Origin of the sequence: Xenorhabdus sp. BG5, assembly GCF_015163665.1 — a bacterium.
Lineage (GTDB): Bacteria > Pseudomonadota > Gammaproteobacteria > Enterobacterales > Enterobacteriaceae > Xenorhabdus.
In genome coordinates this window covers 98,178-113,751 of sequence record NZ_JADEUG010000003.1, presented here as the reverse complement: position 1 = coordinate 113,751, position 15,574 = coordinate 98,178, and the positions used below count along the sequence as shown (strand labels likewise).

Genomic DNA, 15,574 nt, shown 5'->3' with positions numbered 1-15,574 from the left:
AAATTACAATTAGTTTACTTAAAGAAATGATATAAGCCAAAAAGAAGAATAAAAAATGCAGGTAACGGATGAAAAAATAATCGCCAAATAATACGCTTAGGATGAAAACCAACACCAAAAGTAACACCAGAACACACTGCCCAGATCAATAAAATACCTTGCCATATGTGTAGTGAACTGGTACTGGCGGCAAAACGGGCAGGGTCCCAAAACACACATGCAGCAAGTGTTAAGGCGATAATGAGGATAAGAGCCCTCAATAGGCTCTTATCCATAAGTTGGTAGCATTTATCAACCAACATTATTTTTTGTCACTCTCAGAAGCGTTCTGTGATTCGCTATGCTCAAGTGCCAAAGCAGCAATAACCGCAAAGCTACAAGCCAGGAGCGTTCCGAGAATCCAAGCAAAATACCACATGACTATGCTCCTTAGTACAGTGAGTGTTTGTTGTTATCAATGTAGTTCTTATCCAAACGCCCGAAGGTTTTGTAATAACACCAAATGGTGTAAGACAACACGATAGGAACGAAGATAAGTGCAACAACGAACATAATTTGCAACGTCCACTGACTGGAGGTCGCATCCCACATAGTCAGACTAACATTCGGATCAATGCTTGATGGCATCACGAACGGGAACATAGCAATACCTGAAGTCAGGATAATACAAGCTACTGTCAGTGATGAGAACAAGAATGCCCAGGCACCTTTATCCATCCAGGTAGCCAGCATAGTCAGCAGAGGAAGCAATACGCCCAACACAGGTATAGCCCACAGAACCGGATAGTTGTTGAAGTTGGTCAGCCATGCGCCTGCCTGCTGGATGACTTCTTTATGTAACGGATTGGATGCCGCATTAACATCCAGGCCTCCTGTTACAACATAGCCATCAATGCCATAAATCAACCATATTCCTGCCAACAGGAATGCAATTGCTGTTATCGCTGCACAAACATGGGTTGCAGTACGGGAGCGCAAGTGCAATTCGCCTGTTGTACGCATTTGCAGATAAGTTGCACCCTGCGTCACAATCATCATCAGGCTAATCACCCCAGCCAGCAACCCATAAGGGTTCAGCAATCCAAAGAATGAACCTTCATAGGAGACACGCAGGTAAGAATCTACCGCCAGCGGTACGCCTTGCAGCAAGTTACCAAATGCCACCCCGATAACCAATGCCGGTACGAAGCTACCGATAAACAGCCCCCAATCCCACATATTACGCCATTTGCTGCTTTCCAGTTTTGAACGGTAATCGAAGCCAACCGGACGGAAAAACAGTGCAGCCAAGACCAGAATCATTGCCACATAAAAGCCAGAAAAAGCGGCGGCATATACCATCGGCCATGCGGCAAACAGGGCACCACCAGCGGTAATTAACCAAACCTGGTTACCATCCCAGTGCGGGGCAACTGAGTTAATCATGATGCGGCGTTCGGTATCATTTTTACCAATGATCCGCAGCAGGATACCCACTCCCATGTCGAAACCATCAGTCACCGTGAAACCGATCAGTAACACACCAATCAGCAGCCACCATATAAATCGTAATACATCATAATCAAGCATAAGTGGACTCCTGCTTACTCAATATTATTCGCTGAAGCAGCGGTTTTTTGTTCAAAATGGTAACGTCCAGTCTTGAGGCTACTTGGGCCAAGACGGGCAAATTTGAACATCAAGAACATCTCTGCGATCAAGAACAACGTGTACAGACCACAAATCAGCACCATTGAGAAAATCAGATCGCCGACACTGCGTGTTGAAGACGCGACAGCCGTTGGTAACACTTCACCAATCGCCCATGGCTGGCGGCCATATTCTGCGACAAACCAACCAGCCTCAACGGCAATCCATGGCAATGGAATACTGAACAAAGCAGCACGTAACAGCCACTTATGTTGACCGATACGGTTACGGAGAACACTCAGGAACGACAGACCGATAACCACCAACATAATAAAGCCAGCAGCAACCATGATACGGAATGCAAAGTAGAGCGGTGCTACACGCGGGATAGAGTCTTTCGCTGCGGCTTTAATTTGCTCTTCTGTCGCATCAGTTACGTTTTGGGTATAACGCTTCACGAGCATACCATAGCCAAGATCTTTCTTACTTTCATTGAATGCACTGCGAACACTTGGATCAACATTACCTGCACGCAGTTCTTCCAGTAATTCATAAGCCTTGATGCCATTACGGATACGCTGCTCATGCTGGCTCATCAAATCACGCAGACCAACGACAGGTGTATCTGTAGAGCGGGTAGCAATCAAACCTAAAACGTAAGGAATTTGAATGGAATATTTATTTTCCATTTTGTCCTGATCAGGAAGACTAATCAGCGTGAATGAAGCTGGTGGTGGTTGAGTTTCCCACTCTGCTTCGATTGCTGCCAATTTGGTTTTCTGCACGTCCCCCATTTCATATCCAGATTCATCACCCAGAACGATGACAGACAGTACCGCAGCCATACCAAAACTTGCTGCAATCGCAAAAGAACGTTTAGCAAACGCCAAATCACGCCCTTTAAGCAGATAGTAGGAGCTGATGCCCAACACAAAAATGGCACCAGTAACATAACCGGCTGCAACAGTGTGAACAAATTTCACTTGTGCAACTGGATTAAGTACCAGTTCACTGAAGCTCACCATTTCCATTCGCATAGTTTCGAAGTTAAAGTCAGACGCAATCGGGTTTTGCATCCAACCATTCGCAATCAGTATCCACAATGCAGAGAAGTTAGAGCCTAATGCAACCAGCCAGGTAACCGCCAAGTGTTGTTTCTTACTCAGCCGATCCCACCCAAAGAAAAACAGACCAACGAATGTGGATTCGAGGAAGAATGCCATCAGACCTTCGATGGCCAGAGGCGCACCGAAAATATCACCAACATAATGTGAGAAATATGACCAGTTGGTTCCGAACTGGAACTCCATGGTCAAGCCCGTTGCGACACCCAAGGCAAAGTTAATACCAAATAACTTACCCCAGAATTTTGTCATATCTTTATAGATTTGTTTGCCAGAAAGGACATATACCGTTTCCATGATCGCAAGCAAAAACGCCATACCGAGCGTTAATGGGACGAACAGAAAATGGTACATGGCAGTTAAGGCAAACTGTAATCGTGACAGTTCGACAATATCAAACATCTTGACTCCTTGCTCCTAGCAGGAAGACACCGACTTGCGGCAACCCGACTTCGTAAAACGAAAGTCTCGTAACTACCAGCAATAAATGCCTCAAACACAACAATGAATTATTACAAAATCAAAAATTCAATAGATACCACAATAATATTACGCCTATATTCACATACAATAAATAGCTTTTACGTGACTCAGCTTAGAATTCTGAATATAGGTCAACAATACTATACATTCTCAGGTTAATACCTATATATACTAGATCAATTTAATCAAGTTTAGCGAATACAATCCAGAGTAATAAATTGATTTTAGTCAATTTTTTCCTTATTTTGTTAAGCGTTACAGTTATTATTTCATTATGGTTTACTTAGTGTTAATAAGTTGTTATTTGCAATGATTCGTAATTTATTTTTTGCTGTAAAACGCGTTAGAAAATTAACTTTTCGTTTTCATTCTTTAAAAAATATATTTTCCCGATATTTCCTATTTTATTAATCAAATAAATAGGTTTTACTAAAATCAAGTTCAATTAAATTGAAAAAAAACTGATCTTATAAATGACTAACCTACTGTTAATATTATAAATTAAAATAAAAGGCCACCCAAAGGCAGCCTTTTTCTATAAAAAGAGTTTATTTTGTGATCTTTATGCCAATAACGCTTTTACAGCATCACCAATGTCTGCAAGGCTACGGACAGTCTTCACGCCCGCGGCTTCCAGTGCAGCAAATTTCTCATCTGCTGTTCCTTTACCACCTGCGATAATCGCTCCGGCATGGCCCATGCGCTTACCTTTGGGGGCAGTCACACCCGCAATATAAGCAACAACTGGCTTAGTCACATGTTCTTTGATATAAGCCGCAGCTTCTTCTTCGGCTGTACCACCAATTTCACCAATCATGACAATTGCTTCTGTCTGTGGATCTTCCTGGAACAGTTGCAGAATATCAATAAAGTTTGAACCTGGGATTGGATCACCACCGATACCAACACAGGTAGATTGCCCTAACCCAGCATCTGTGGTCTGTTTAACCGCTTCATAAGTCAGTGTGCCTGAACGGGAAACAATGCCCACTTTACCTGACTTGTGAATATGACCAGGCATAATACCGATCTTACACTCGTCAGGAGTAATGACACCCGGACAGTTAGGACCAATCATACGAACACCTGCCTGATCCAGTTTTTCCTTTACGGTCAACATATCGAGTGTTGGGATGCCTTCTGTAATAGTGATGATCAGTTTAATGCCTGCATCAATCGCTTCCAGAATAGAATCTTTACAGAATGGTGCCGGAACGTAGATAACAGAAGCGGTTGCCCCCGTTGCTTCAACGGCTTCACGTACGGTGTTGAATACAGGTAATCCTAAATGCTCAGTGCCACCTTTACCCGGTGTGACGCCACCCACCATTTGAGTACCGTAAGCTATCGCCTGTTCGGAGTGAAAAGTACCTTGGCTACCAGTAAAACCCTGACAAATCACTTTGGTGTTTTTATCGATTAAGATAGACATTATTTATTCCCCGCTGCTGCTACTGCCTGTTTAGCTGCGTCTGTCAAACTGGTAGCTGCAATGATGTTCAAGCCGCTATCCGCCAGTTTCTTAGCACCCAGCTCAGCATTGTTTCCTTCCAGACGAACGACTACCGGTACGTTAACACCCACTTCTTCCACCGCACCAATAATACCGTCAGCAATCAAGTCACAGCGAACGATACCACCAAAGATATTCACCAAAACAGCCTTAACGTTTTCATCTGACAAGATAATTTTGAATGCTTCGGTAACACGCTCTTTTGTTGCTCCACCACCGACATCAAGGAAGTTGGCCGGTGCACCACCGTGCAGTTTGACAATGTCCATCGTTCCCATTGCCAGACCTGCACCATTCACCATACAACCAATGTTGCCATCCAGCGCAACATAGTTCAGTTCCCATTGTGCGGCCTGAGCTTCACGTGGATCTTCCTGTGAAGGATCGTGCATTTCACGCAATTCAGCCTGACGGAACATCGCATTACCATCAGCACTCAATTTTCCATCCAAACAAACCAAATCACCTTGCATTGTGATCACCAGAGGGTTGATTTCGACCAATGCCAAATCACGCTCTAAGAACAGGTTAGCCAAGCCCAAGAAAATCTTGGTGAATTGACCAACTTGCTTACCAGTCAGACCAAGTTTAAATGCCAATTCACGGCCTTGATACGGCATAGGGCCAGAGAGTGGGTCGATAATGGCTTTATGAATGAGTTCAGGCGTTTCTTCCGCCACTTTTTCTATTTCGACGCCACCTTCAGTAGAGGCCATGAACACTACACGACGTGTACCGCGGTCAACAACAGCCCCGAGATACAGCTCCTTGGCAATATCGGTTGCCCCTTCCACCAAGATCTGATGGACAGGTTGCCCCTGTGCATCTGTCTGGTAAGTTACCAGTCGTTTACCCAGCCATAGTTCAGCAAAAGTGCGGATATCTTCTTTACTGTTGACGACTTTTACGCCACCAGCCTTACCGCGGCCACCTGCATGAACCTGACATTTAACGACCCAAGGGCCTGAACCAATCTTGGATGCTGCTTCTTCTGCTTCGCGCGGTGTGGTACAAGCATAGCCAGCAGGTGCTGGTAAACCATACCGTGCAAAAAGTTGTTTTGCCTGATACTCGTGTAAATTCATGATGTTCTATCCATAATTTAATTTAAGAAAGGTAAATTACCTTCTATTTTGTTGCTCTGGATATGACCAGCCCCAAGGGGCTGGCCTGCATATATTTTTACATCAACGTCGTATTACTTCAGACTTGGCGGAATTCACACTCTCCGCCGATAGTGATGCTATACATCCAGCAACAAACGTGTTGGATCTTCCAGCATTTCTTTGATGGTCACCAGGAAGCCGACTGATTCACGACCGTCAATCAGACGGTGGTCATAGGACAGTGCCAGGTACATCATCGGAAGGATCTCAACCTGACCATTTACAGCCATTGGGCGATCTTTAATAGCATGCATGCCAAGGATCGCGCTTTGTGGCGGGTTAATGATCGGGGTGGACATTAGAGAGCCGAAAACACCGCCGTTGGTAATGGTGAAATTACCTCCAGTGAGTTCTTCAACAGTCAGTTTACCGTCGCGGCCTTTGATAGCCAGCTCTTTGATGCTTTTTTCAATGTCAGACATGCCCAATGCATCTGCATCACGCAATACAGGTGTAACCAGACCACGTGGTGTAGATACAGCAATACTGATATCAAAATAGTTGTGGTAAACCACATCCGTTCCATCAATGGAAGCGTTCACTTCTGGATAGCGTTTCAACGCTTCAACAACCGCTTTCACATAGAAAGACATAAAGCCCAGACGTACACCATGACGTTTTTCAAATGCATCGCCATACTGCTTGCGCAATTCCTGAATTGGCTTCATGTTGACTTCATTGAAAGTCGTCAACATTGCCGTATTGTTCTTCGCTTCAAGCAAACGTTCTGCAACACGCTTACGCAGACGCGTCATTGGGACACGTTTTTCACTGCGGTGTGGCAATAAGGATGGCTGTTCAGCAGATGCAGCAGGCTTACCACTCACTTTTTTATTCGCAGCGACATATTTTTCGATATCTTCACGAACAATGCGGCCACCAACACCACTGCCTTTAATGGCAGCAGGATCTAAATCATGCTCTGCAATCAGACGACGAACAGCAGGGCTTAGTGCATCGTTGCTTTCTTCTTCCAAAGACGCAGTCTGACGCTGTGCTGGCGTTGCCTCTGTTTTAGCTTTTACTTCGGCAGGTATACCCGTGCTGTCACCTAAACGGATACGACCTAACAGTTGTTTGGACAGAACAGTGGCACCCTCTTCTTCTAAAATGGATTCCAAAACACCGGCTTCACTTGCTGGTACTTCCAAAACAACTTTATCCGTTTCAATTTCAACCAGCACTTCATCACGCTCTATGGTGTCACCTGGTTTTTTATGCCACGTTGCCACAGTGGCATCTGCAACAGATTCAGGAAGGTCTGGGACCAGAATTTCTACGCTACTCATTTTCTATCCTTAAATTTATTCAACGTTCAGTGCGTCATTAACCAGTGCTTGCTGTTGCTGCTGGTGAACAGACGTATATCCCACAGCTGGGGAAGCAGATGCCGGACGACCTGCATAACGTAAAGAAGCCCCAAATGGGATCGCTTCACGGAAATTATGTTGACTGCAATACCAAGCCCCTTGGTTCAGTGGCTCTTCCTGACACCAGACGAAGTCATGAACATGGGCATACTGCTCAAGCTCAGCTTGCAGATGCTGGCGTGGGAATGGATACAGCTGTTCAATACGCACAATAGCAACGTCAGTCTGTTCGTTCTTACGACGCTGTTCCAGCAGATCGTAATAAACTTTACCGGAACAAAGCACAACGCGTTTAACGCCTTTTGGCTCCAAGGTGTCAATTTCACCAATCACTGGTTCAAATTTGCCGTACGCCAATTCATCCAGAGTAGACACCGCCAATGGATGACGCAGTAGTGATTTCGGTGACATGACGATAAGCGGACGGCGCATACCACGCAGAGCCTGACGACGCAGCATGTGATAAACCTGAGCTGGAGTCGATGGTACGCAAACCTGCATGTTTTGCTCAGCACACAGTTGCAGATAACGCTCCAGACGTGCCGATGAATGCTCTGGTCCCTGCCCTTCATAGCCATGTGGCAGCAGCATAACCAGGCCACACATACGGCCCCATTTCTGTTCGCCAGAGCTGATAAATTGGTCAATCACAACCTGAGCCACGTTGGCAAAGTCACCAAATTGGGCTTCCCAAATCGTCAGGACACGAGGTTCAGTTGTTGCATAACCGTATTCAAATGCCAGTACAGCTTCTTCTGAAAGGACAGAATCCCATACATTAAATACACCCTGTCCATTGTGGATATTCGCCAAAGGCACATAAACAGAAGCATTGTTTTGGTTATGAATAACGGCATGACGGTGGAAGAAAGTACCACGTCCCGCATCTTCACCAGAGATACGGACAGGAATACCTTCATCAACCAAAGTCGCGTAAGCCAGTGTTTCCGCAGCACCCCAGTCAAACAATTTATTGCCATTCGCCATTTCTGCACGGTCGCCATAAATTTTCGCAACACGTGAGTGCATTGCCACTTCGGCAGGAACAGTACTGATGCTTTTGCCAAGATCTTGCAGACGTTTCATATCCATCTTATGTGGATACTCTTCATCCCATTCGTGGTTCAGGTAGGGTTCCCATGTGAATGAGTGCAACCCCATTGGGTGCCATTCATCGACAACGCATTCACCATGATCCAGTGCATCACGGTACAGGTTCACCATCTCAGTAACGTCATTGGCTTCCAGCAAACCTTCCGTTACCAGCTTATCTGCATAGATTTTACGTGCAGTTGGTTGTTTTTTGATTTGCTGGTACATCAGTGGCTGAGTTGCACTTGGCTCATCAGCTTCGTTATGACCGTGGCGACGATAACAGACCAGATCGATCATGACGTCACGCTTGAAGGTATTACGGAAGTCAAGCGCCAAACGTGTGACGAATGCAACCGCTTCCGGATCATCTGCATTAACGTGAAAAATTGGCGCCTGAACCATTTTCACAATATCAGTACAATATTGTGTTGAACGAGCATCTTTCGGGTTAGAAGTGGTGAAGCCAATCTGGTTGTTCACTACGATACGAACAGTACCGCCAACTTCATAACCACGAGCCTGAGACATGTTCAACGTTTCCTGAACAATCCCCTGCCCTGTGACTGCGGCATCACCGTGGATAGTCACAGGCAGAACCATGTTGCTGCGACCTTCATCAAGGCGATCACGGCGAGCACGTACAGAGCCGATAACAACAGGGCTGACAATCTCAAGGTGAGAGGGGTTAAAGGCCAATGCCAAATGCACCAAACCCCCTTCGGTTTCAAAATCAGAAGAAAAACCTTGATGATATTTTACGTCGCCTGTACCCAGATGCTCTTTATGTTTACCCGCAAACTCGTCAAACAGATCAATCGGTTTTTTACCCAAGAGATTGACCAGAACGTTGAGACGGCCACGATGAGCCATTCCTAATACCACCTCGCGGGTATTTTGTTTACCTGCATGACGGATCAATTCTTTTAACATAGGGATAAGTGCGTCGCCACCTTCCAGGGAGAAACGCTTCGCCCCTGGGAACTTGGCACCTAAATAGCGTTCCAAACCTTCCGCTGATGTTAATTCTTTCAGGAAACGACGCTTTTCTTCTGCACTAAACTGTGAACTTACTGTCACTGATTCCAGACGCTGCTGGATCCAACGTTTTTCTTCCGTATTGGTGATGTGCATATATTCCGCACCAATTGAACCGCAATAAATGCGTTTCAGCGCGTCATACAGATCAGCCAATTTCATCGTCTCTTTGCCAATAGCAAAAGAGCCTACATTAAACGTTTCTTCAAAATCCGCTTTTGTTAAATTATGGAAACTAGGATCAAGATCGGGTACAGGTTCCTGTTTCCATAATCCCAATGGATCAAGGTTTGCATGTTGGTGTCCGCGGAAGCGGAATGCATTGATGAGCTGCAAAACTTTGACTTGTTTTGCATCCATTGCTGGATCGCTGACTGAAGTGAGGTAACGCGTGGCATCCTTTGCCAGACGACGGAAATAATCGCGTGTCTGTGAGTGAAGTTGTTCGCCGCTAAGTCCTGCATCAGGTAATTGTTGGAAAATTTCTCTCCAACTTGCATCAACAGAATTAGGATCAGTTATATAGTCTTCATAGATTTGCTCTATGTAAGACTGGTTTGCACCAGCCAGAAAGCTTGAGTCCAGCCAGTCCTTCATTGCGCCGTTCTGCATTGTGAGCCCTTAAGCTTTAAAAGCTTTAGTTTTCGCCGTGGTTAACAAATACCGCTTAATTAGCGGTGTTGATAAAAGGTTCATTTGGACGTGCTTAATGCATGTTCTTCTTTGGGTTTTCCTACCCTTCAAGGAACCTTTAAAAACCGAATATCAGTTTTTAAAGATCCCTTTATTTAGAAACATATTTCGTCTTTAGCAGTAGGCAATTTATCATTTTTCATTCTTTAATGCCCTCCACTGATTTGATATTTATTTCAAAATTGTGGAGGGCAACATTATATGCACTATTTACACACTATTTATGTGTTATTTATGCACAAATTTTTTATTTTGCTATGCGCTATGTTTCAGCAACATCGATTTAATATGACCAATCGCTTTTGTCGGATTCAATCCTTTAGGACATACGTTGACGCAATTCATAATTCCGTGGCAACGGAAGACACTGAATGCATCATTCAGATTATCCAATCGCGAACTTGTTTCAGTATCACGGCTATCAATCAGGAAACGGTATGCCGCTAAAAGACCGGCTGGACCGATAAATTTATCCGGATTCCACCAGAATGATGGGCAAGACGTTGAGCAACAGGCACATAAGATACATTCATACAAACCATCCAGCTTTTCACGCTGTACTGGTGATTGCAGGTGCTCACGCGCGGGTGGATTTTTACCATCATTAATCAGATAAGGGCGGATTTTCTCATATTGCGTGTAGAACTGACTCATATCAACAACCAGATCACGAACCACAGGCAGACCAGGCAATGGACGAATAACAATTTTCTTATTGCCACGACGCAACGCTGAAATGGATGTAATACATGCCAAACCGTTTTTACCGTTCATATTCACGCCATCAGAGCCACAAACACCCTCACGACAAGAGCGGCGGAATGACAAAGTTGGATCTTGTTCTTTTAGCTGGATGAGCGCATCCAGCAACATCATGTCACGCCCTTCCTCTGCTTCCAGCGTGTAATCCTGCATACGAGGTACATCATCGACATCTGGATTATAACGATAAATTGAAAATTCAAGTTTCATAATCTATTTCTCCGCAACTGGAACATCAGCAATACAATTAGTAAGAACGCACTTTCGGCGGAAAAGCTTCACGCAGCGTTGGCTGCATATTCACTTCACGGCGAGTCATGCTCTCAGTTTGCGGTAAGTACAGGCTATGGCACAGCCAGTTAGCATCATCACGCTCTGGATAGTCAAAGCGGCTATGGGCACCACGACTTTCTGTACGGAAGTTCGCAGCAACCGCAGTTGAATAGGCTGTTTCCATCAGGTTATCCAATTCCAAACATTCGATGCGTTGGGTATTGAATTCCGATGAAGTATCATCCAGACGAGCATTTTTTAGGCGTTCGCGGATCACTTTCAGCTCTTCCAATCCTCTTGCCATCGCATCACCTTCACGGAATACCGAGAAATTATGCTGCATACAAGCTTGCAATGCTTTGCGGATTTCCACTGGATCTTCACCTGAACGGGTGTTATTCCAACGGTTCAAACGTTGAAGTGCTGCATCGACATCAGATTCGCTGGCATCACGGCTAGTGCCTTGTTCCATCAAACACTCTTTCAAATGCAAGCCTGCGGAGCGACCAAATACCACCAGATCAAGCAGTGAATTACCGCCCAGACGGTTCGCGCCGTGAACAGATACACAAGCAATTTCACCCACAGCAAACAGCCCAGGGATCACCACATCTTCGCCTTTTTCATTGACTGTCAGCGCCTGACCCGTAATCTTAGTTGGAATACCTCCCATCATATAATGACAGGTTGGGATAACAGGGATCGGCTCTTTTACTGGATCGACGTGGGCGAAAGTACGGGATAATTCAAGGATACCTGGCAGGCGGGATTCCAATACTTCTTTACCCAAATGATCCAGTTTCAGTTTGACGTGCGGACCCCATGGGCCTTCGCAGCCGCGGCCTTCACGGATTTCGATCATCATAGAACGTGCAACCACATCACGACCAGCAAGGTCTTTGGCATTTGGCGCATAACGTTCCATAAAGCGTTCACCATCTTTATTCAGTAGGTAACCACCTTCACCACGACAGCCTTCTGTAACCAAAACACCCGCGCCAGCAATACCCGTTGGGTGGAATTGCCACATTTCCATATCCTGAACAGGAACACCTGCACGCAATGCCATCCCCACACCATCACCGGTATTGATATGCGCATTAGTTGTGGATTGGAAGATACGGCCAGCACCACCGGTTGCCAGAATAGTCGCCTTAGCTTTGAAATAGACCACTTCACCGGTTTCGATACAAATTGCGGTACAACCGACAATTGCGCCATCCTGATTCTTAACCAGATCCAACGAGTACCATTCGGAGAAGATGGTCGTGTGGTTTTTTAAATTCTGCTGATACAGAGTATGTAATAGAGCATGACCAGTTCGGTCAGCAGCAGCGGCAGTACGAGCAGCCTGCTCACCACCAAAATTTCTGGATTGCCCACCAAATGGACGTTGGTAAATACGGCCATTATCCAAGCGGGAGAATGGCAGCCCCATGTGTTCCAGTTCCAAAATAGCTTCTGGGCCAGTCTTACACATATATTCGATAGCATCCTGGTCACCAATATAATCGGAACCTTTCACCGTATCATACATGTGCCATTCCCAGTTATCATCATGGGAATTGCCCAAAGCAACAGTGATCCCACCCTGTGCTGATACAGTATGGGAGCGAGTTGGGAACACCTTGGAAATCAAAGCACAGGATAAACCCATTTGTGAAATTTGCAGTGCAGCACGCATACCTGCGCCACCCGCACCAATAACAACAGCGTCAAACTCTCTTACTGGCAGTTTCATTTATGCACCCCACACCACAATTGTTCCGTAAATCAAATAAGTTAACAGCGCAACGATAATCACCAGTTGCAAAACCAGACGCAATGCGAGCGGTTTGACATAATCTGTCAATACCTGCCACATTCCAATCCACGCATGAACCAGAATGGAAAGCAGCGTCAACACGGTGAATACTTTAGTGAGGGATGAAGAAAAGAAACCCCGCCAGACTTCGTAGGTAATATCCGACGTTGTTGCGACAAAACCGACGAGATAGAGAACGTACAAGACAATAATAATTGCGGATGCGCGCAATAGCAGCCAATCCTGAATACCTGTACGACCCAAAGCGGATGCGTTGCTTACCATAATAATACCCCAGCCAGAATAGACAGAATAACCGCGATTGCTATTGCTACTTTGGCAGATGCACTACCGGTAGCGAGATTTTCTTCCAGGAAACCAAAATCCATCAACACATGGCGAATACCTCCACAGATGTGGTAAGCCAGCGCCGTCAATATCCCCCACAGGATAAATTTGGCGAAGAAGCCAGTCATGATTTCAGATGCTTGCAGGAAGCCCTCTTGCGAAGATAGAGACATCCCCAATAACCACAGTAGAATGCCAACTGCGATAAAGGTGATGATGCCTGAGATACGGTGCAAGATCGATGCTATCGCGGAGACGGGTTGGTTAATCGTCCGCAGATCAAGGTTGACAGGTCTTTGTTTTTTCACAATTTTGCCCACAAAGCTTTTTTTTATTTTCCATCCTCCGGTCCTGGGCGGAAATCAGACAGCGCGAAGAGGATACAAAGACACAACATAATTAACTTAAACAATCCCTACTGTTCATCAAAAGTTGTGATTTGGTTACGCTGGGTGCTCCTACATCAGGATAATCCGGAGACCTCCCAGAAGTATAAGTACTTCACATTGTTATTACAATTGCCACACAATATGATTATTAACATTTAGCTTGAACAGTGAGAAAGATCACGCTTCAAACATTTTTCATAAAATTAACAATCTCATTTGACAAAGATTAAACATTTATCTTACATATATGTCGTTATATATTATTTGCCATCATTTTATGATGAAAAATTAATCTTAACGAAAAATAAAAGTTATGCAAAAGTATCATATAAGCACAAAATGATAACATTTTATGTCAATAATACTTTAAACATAACTTCCAAAAACTTTTTAACAACCTGAAAACCATTGTCATCCGTAATGAGATTTCAGCGTTAAATGTGATACCAGCCTGATTTTAAATTCTCTCCGGTAGCACAATGCCTTCGGCACAGTATAAATTGCGCCTATCTGGTTGTTAGGGGTTATAAAAATAAGCGCTAAGGAGATATAAATGGCTGATAAAAAGGCTACGTTGAACATAAATGGTTCAGCTGCTATCGAACTAGACGTACTAACGCCGACCCTAGGTTCTGAAGTGATTGACGTTCGTACCCTCGGCTCAAAAGGCTTCTATACTTATGATCCAGGTTTTACTTCCACTGCCTCCTGTGAGTCGAAAATCACCTATATTGATGGCAATGAAGGCATTTTGCTACACCGTGGTTTTCCCATCGATCAGCTTGCAACGGAATCGACCTATCTGGAAGTCTGTTACATTCTGCTATATGGCGACCCCCCCACTCCTGAAGAATACGAAAAATTTAAAACGACGGTGACTCGCCATACTATGATCCATGAACAGATTACCCGTCTGTTCCATGGCTTCCGCCGTGATTCCCATCCAATGGCTGTACTTTGTGGCGTTACAGGCGCACTAGCGGCCTTTTATCATGATGCTCTGGATGTCCATAATCCTCGCCACCGTGAAATCACTGCTTACCGCCTGCTGTCCAAAATGCCAACTGTTGCGGCAATGTGTTACAAATATTCCCTTGGACAACCTTTTGTTTATCCACGCAACGATCTGTCTTATTCTGCTAACTTCCTGTACATGATGTTCTCAACACCGTGTGAGGAATATAAAGTTAATCCAGTATTAGAACGCGCTATGGATCGCATTTTCATTCTGCATGCAGATCATGAACAAAATGCTTCAACTTCCACGGTACGCACTGCGGGTTCTTCTGGTGCCAACCCATTTGCATGTATTGCTGCGGGTATTGCATCCCTTTGGGGACCAGCGCATGGTGGAGCAAATGAAGCCTGCTTGCGGATGCTGGAAGAGATCCAAACTGTCGAACATATTCCTGAATTCATCGCTCGCGCTAAAGACAAAAATGACTCTTTCCGCCTGATGGGTTTTGGTCATCGTGTTTACAAAAACTATGATCCTCGCGCAACAGTGATGCGTGAAACCTGCCATGAAGTGCTAAATGAGCTTGGTCTGAATGACAGTTTGCTGGAAGTGGCAATGGAATTAGAGCGTATTGCCTTGCATGACCCGTACTTTATTGAGAAAAAACTGTATCCAAACGTCGACTTCTATTCAGGCATTATCTTGAAAGCTATGGGTATTCCATCGACCATGTTCACCGTGATTTTTGCTATTGCCCGTACTATTGGCTGGATTGCACACTGGAATGAAATGCACGATGAAGGCTTGAAGATCGCACGTCCGCGCCAGCTTTATACTGGTCACACGAAACGCGATTTCAAGAGCCAGCTGAAAAAGTCATTGAATCAATAACACGACTATTCACATTCTGGTCATATTCTGACACATTTTGA

13 protein-coding genes are annotated in these 15,574 nt (G+C 44.9%); 1 reads left to right on the top strand and 12 read right to left on the bottom strand.

The window, feature by feature from the left end:
- Positions 1-14: 14 nt before the first annotated feature.
- From ybgE to sdhC, 12 genes are all read right to left on the bottom strand, one after another.
- On the bottom strand, positions 15-302 hold the full coding sequence (gene ybgE, locus IQ209_RS03385; protein WP_193848997.1) for a cyd operon protein YbgE: 288 nt from the start codon (positions 300-302) through the stop codon (positions 15-17).
- A complete protein-coding gene (gene cydX / locus IQ209_RS03380; RefSeq protein ID WP_099131149.1) occupies positions 302-418 on the bottom strand; it encodes a cytochrome bd-I oxidase subunit CydX in 117 nt (38 codons plus the stop codon). The genes ybgE and cydX overlap by 1 nt, the downstream gene beginning before the upstream one ends.
- Before the next feature lie 11 nt (positions 419-429).
- Positions 430-1,569 (bottom strand): cytochrome d ubiquinol oxidase subunit II, encoded by a 1,140-nt coding sequence (cydB, locus tag IQ209_RS03375; protein WP_193848995.1) that lies wholly within the window; start codon positions 1,567-1,569, stop codon positions 430-432.
- Between the two features lie 14 nt (positions 1,570-1,583).
- The gene (gene cydA, locus IQ209_RS03370; RefSeq protein ID WP_193848993.1) at positions 1,584-3,155 is read right to left on the bottom strand and encodes a cytochrome ubiquinol oxidase subunit I; all 1,572 of its coding nucleotides are present in this window, start codon (positions 3,153-3,155) and stop codon (positions 1,584-1,586) included.
- Between the two features lie 643 nt (positions 3,156-3,798).
- Positions 3,799-4,668 (bottom strand): succinate--CoA ligase subunit alpha, encoded by an 870-nt coding sequence (gene sucD, locus IQ209_RS03365; RefSeq protein ID WP_193848991.1) that lies wholly within the window; start codon positions 4,666-4,668, stop codon positions 3,799-3,801.
- Positions 4,668-5,834, bottom strand: coding sequence for an ADP-forming succinate--CoA ligase subunit beta (sucC, locus tag IQ209_RS03360; RefSeq protein WP_193848989.1), 1,167 nt, complete (start codon positions 5,832-5,834; stop codon positions 4,668-4,670). The genes sucD and sucC overlap by 1 nt, the downstream gene beginning before the upstream one ends.
- Positions 5,835-5,992: 158 nt before the next feature.
- The gene (gene odhB, locus IQ209_RS03355; RefSeq protein WP_193848987.1) at positions 5,993-7,204 is read right to left on the bottom strand and encodes a 2-oxoglutarate dehydrogenase complex dihydrolipoyllysine-residue succinyltransferase; all 1,212 of its coding nucleotides are present in this window, start codon (positions 7,202-7,204) and stop codon (positions 5,993-5,995) included.
- A gap of 15 nt (positions 7,205-7,219) precedes the next feature.
- On the bottom strand, positions 7,220-10,027 hold the full coding sequence (gene sucA / locus IQ209_RS03350; RefSeq protein ID WP_193848985.1) for a 2-oxoglutarate dehydrogenase E1 component: 2,808 nt from the start codon (positions 10,025-10,027) through the stop codon (positions 7,220-7,222).
- 336 nt (positions 10,028-10,363) lie between these two features.
- Complete coding sequence (locus IQ209_RS03345) at positions 10,364-11,080, bottom strand: succinate dehydrogenase iron-sulfur subunit (RefSeq protein ID WP_193848983.1); 717 nt, start codon at positions 11,078-11,080, stop codon at positions 10,364-10,366.
- A gap of 37 nt (positions 11,081-11,117) precedes the next feature.
- Complete coding sequence (gene sdhA / locus IQ209_RS03340; protein ID WP_193848981.1) at positions 11,118-12,884, bottom strand: succinate dehydrogenase flavoprotein subunit; 1,767 nt, start codon at positions 12,882-12,884, stop codon at positions 11,118-11,120.
- Entirely contained in the window at positions 12,885-13,232 is a 348-nt protein-coding gene (gene sdhD / locus IQ209_RS03335) for a succinate dehydrogenase membrane anchor subunit (RefSeq protein ID WP_047770308.1), read from the bottom strand.
- Positions 13,226-13,615 (bottom strand): succinate dehydrogenase cytochrome b556 subunit, encoded by a 390-nt coding sequence (gene sdhC / locus IQ209_RS03330; RefSeq protein WP_193848979.1) that lies wholly within the window; start codon positions 13,613-13,615, stop codon positions 13,226-13,228. Before sdhC ends, sdhD begins: the two co-directional genes overlap by 7 nt.
- 622 nt (positions 13,616-14,237) lie before the next feature.
- On the opposite strand from sdhC, the gene IQ209_RS03325 reads away from it, so the two are divergent.
- Positions 14,238-15,533, top strand: coding sequence for a citrate synthase (locus IQ209_RS03325; RefSeq protein ID WP_193848977.1), 1,296 nt, complete (start codon positions 14,238-14,240; stop codon positions 15,531-15,533).
- The last annotated feature ends 41 nt before the right edge of the window (positions 15,534-15,574 follow it).

Coding starts and splice junctions, on each gene's coding strand:
- ybgE (WP_193848997.1), bottom strand. CDS start 302: ATGTTGGTTGATAAATGCTACCAACTTATGGATAAGAGCCTATTGAGG.
- cydX (WP_099131149.1), bottom strand. CDS start 418: ATGTGGTATTTTGCTTGGATTCTCGGAACGCTCCTGGCTTGTAGCTTT.
- cydB (WP_193848995.1), bottom strand. CDS start 1,569: ATGCTTGATTATGATGTATTACGATTTATATGGTGGCTGCTGATTGGT.
- cydA (WP_193848993.1), bottom strand. CDS start 3,155: ATGTTTGATATTGTCGAACTGTCACGATTACAGTTTGCCTTAACTGCC.
- sucD (WP_193848991.1), bottom strand. CDS start 4,668: ATGTCTATCTTAATCGATAAAAACACCAAAGTGATTTGTCAGGGTTTT.
- sucC (WP_193848989.1), bottom strand. CDS start 5,834: ATGAATTTACACGAGTATCAGGCAAAACAACTTTTTGCACGGTATGGT.
- odhB (WP_193848987.1), bottom strand. CDS start 7,204: ATGAGTAGCGTAGAAATTCTGGTCCCAGACCTTCCTGAATCTGTTGCA.
- sucA (WP_193848985.1), bottom strand. CDS start 10,027: ATGCAGAACGGCGCAATGAAGGACTGGCTGGACTCAAGCTTTCTGGCT.
- IQ209_RS03345 (WP_193848983.1), bottom strand. CDS start 11,080: ATGAAACTTGAATTTTCAATTTATCGTTATAATCCAGATGTCGATGAT.
- sdhA (WP_193848981.1), bottom strand. CDS start 12,884: ATGAAACTGCCAGTAAGAGAGTTTGACGCTGTTGTTATTGGTGCGGGT.
- sdhD (WP_047770308.1), bottom strand. CDS start 13,232: ATGGTAAGCAACGCATCCGCTTTGGGTCGTACAGGTATTCAGGATTGG.
- IQ209_RS03325 (WP_193848977.1), top strand. CDS start 14,238: ATGGCTGATAAAAAGGCTACGTTGAACATAAATGGTTCAGCTGCTATC.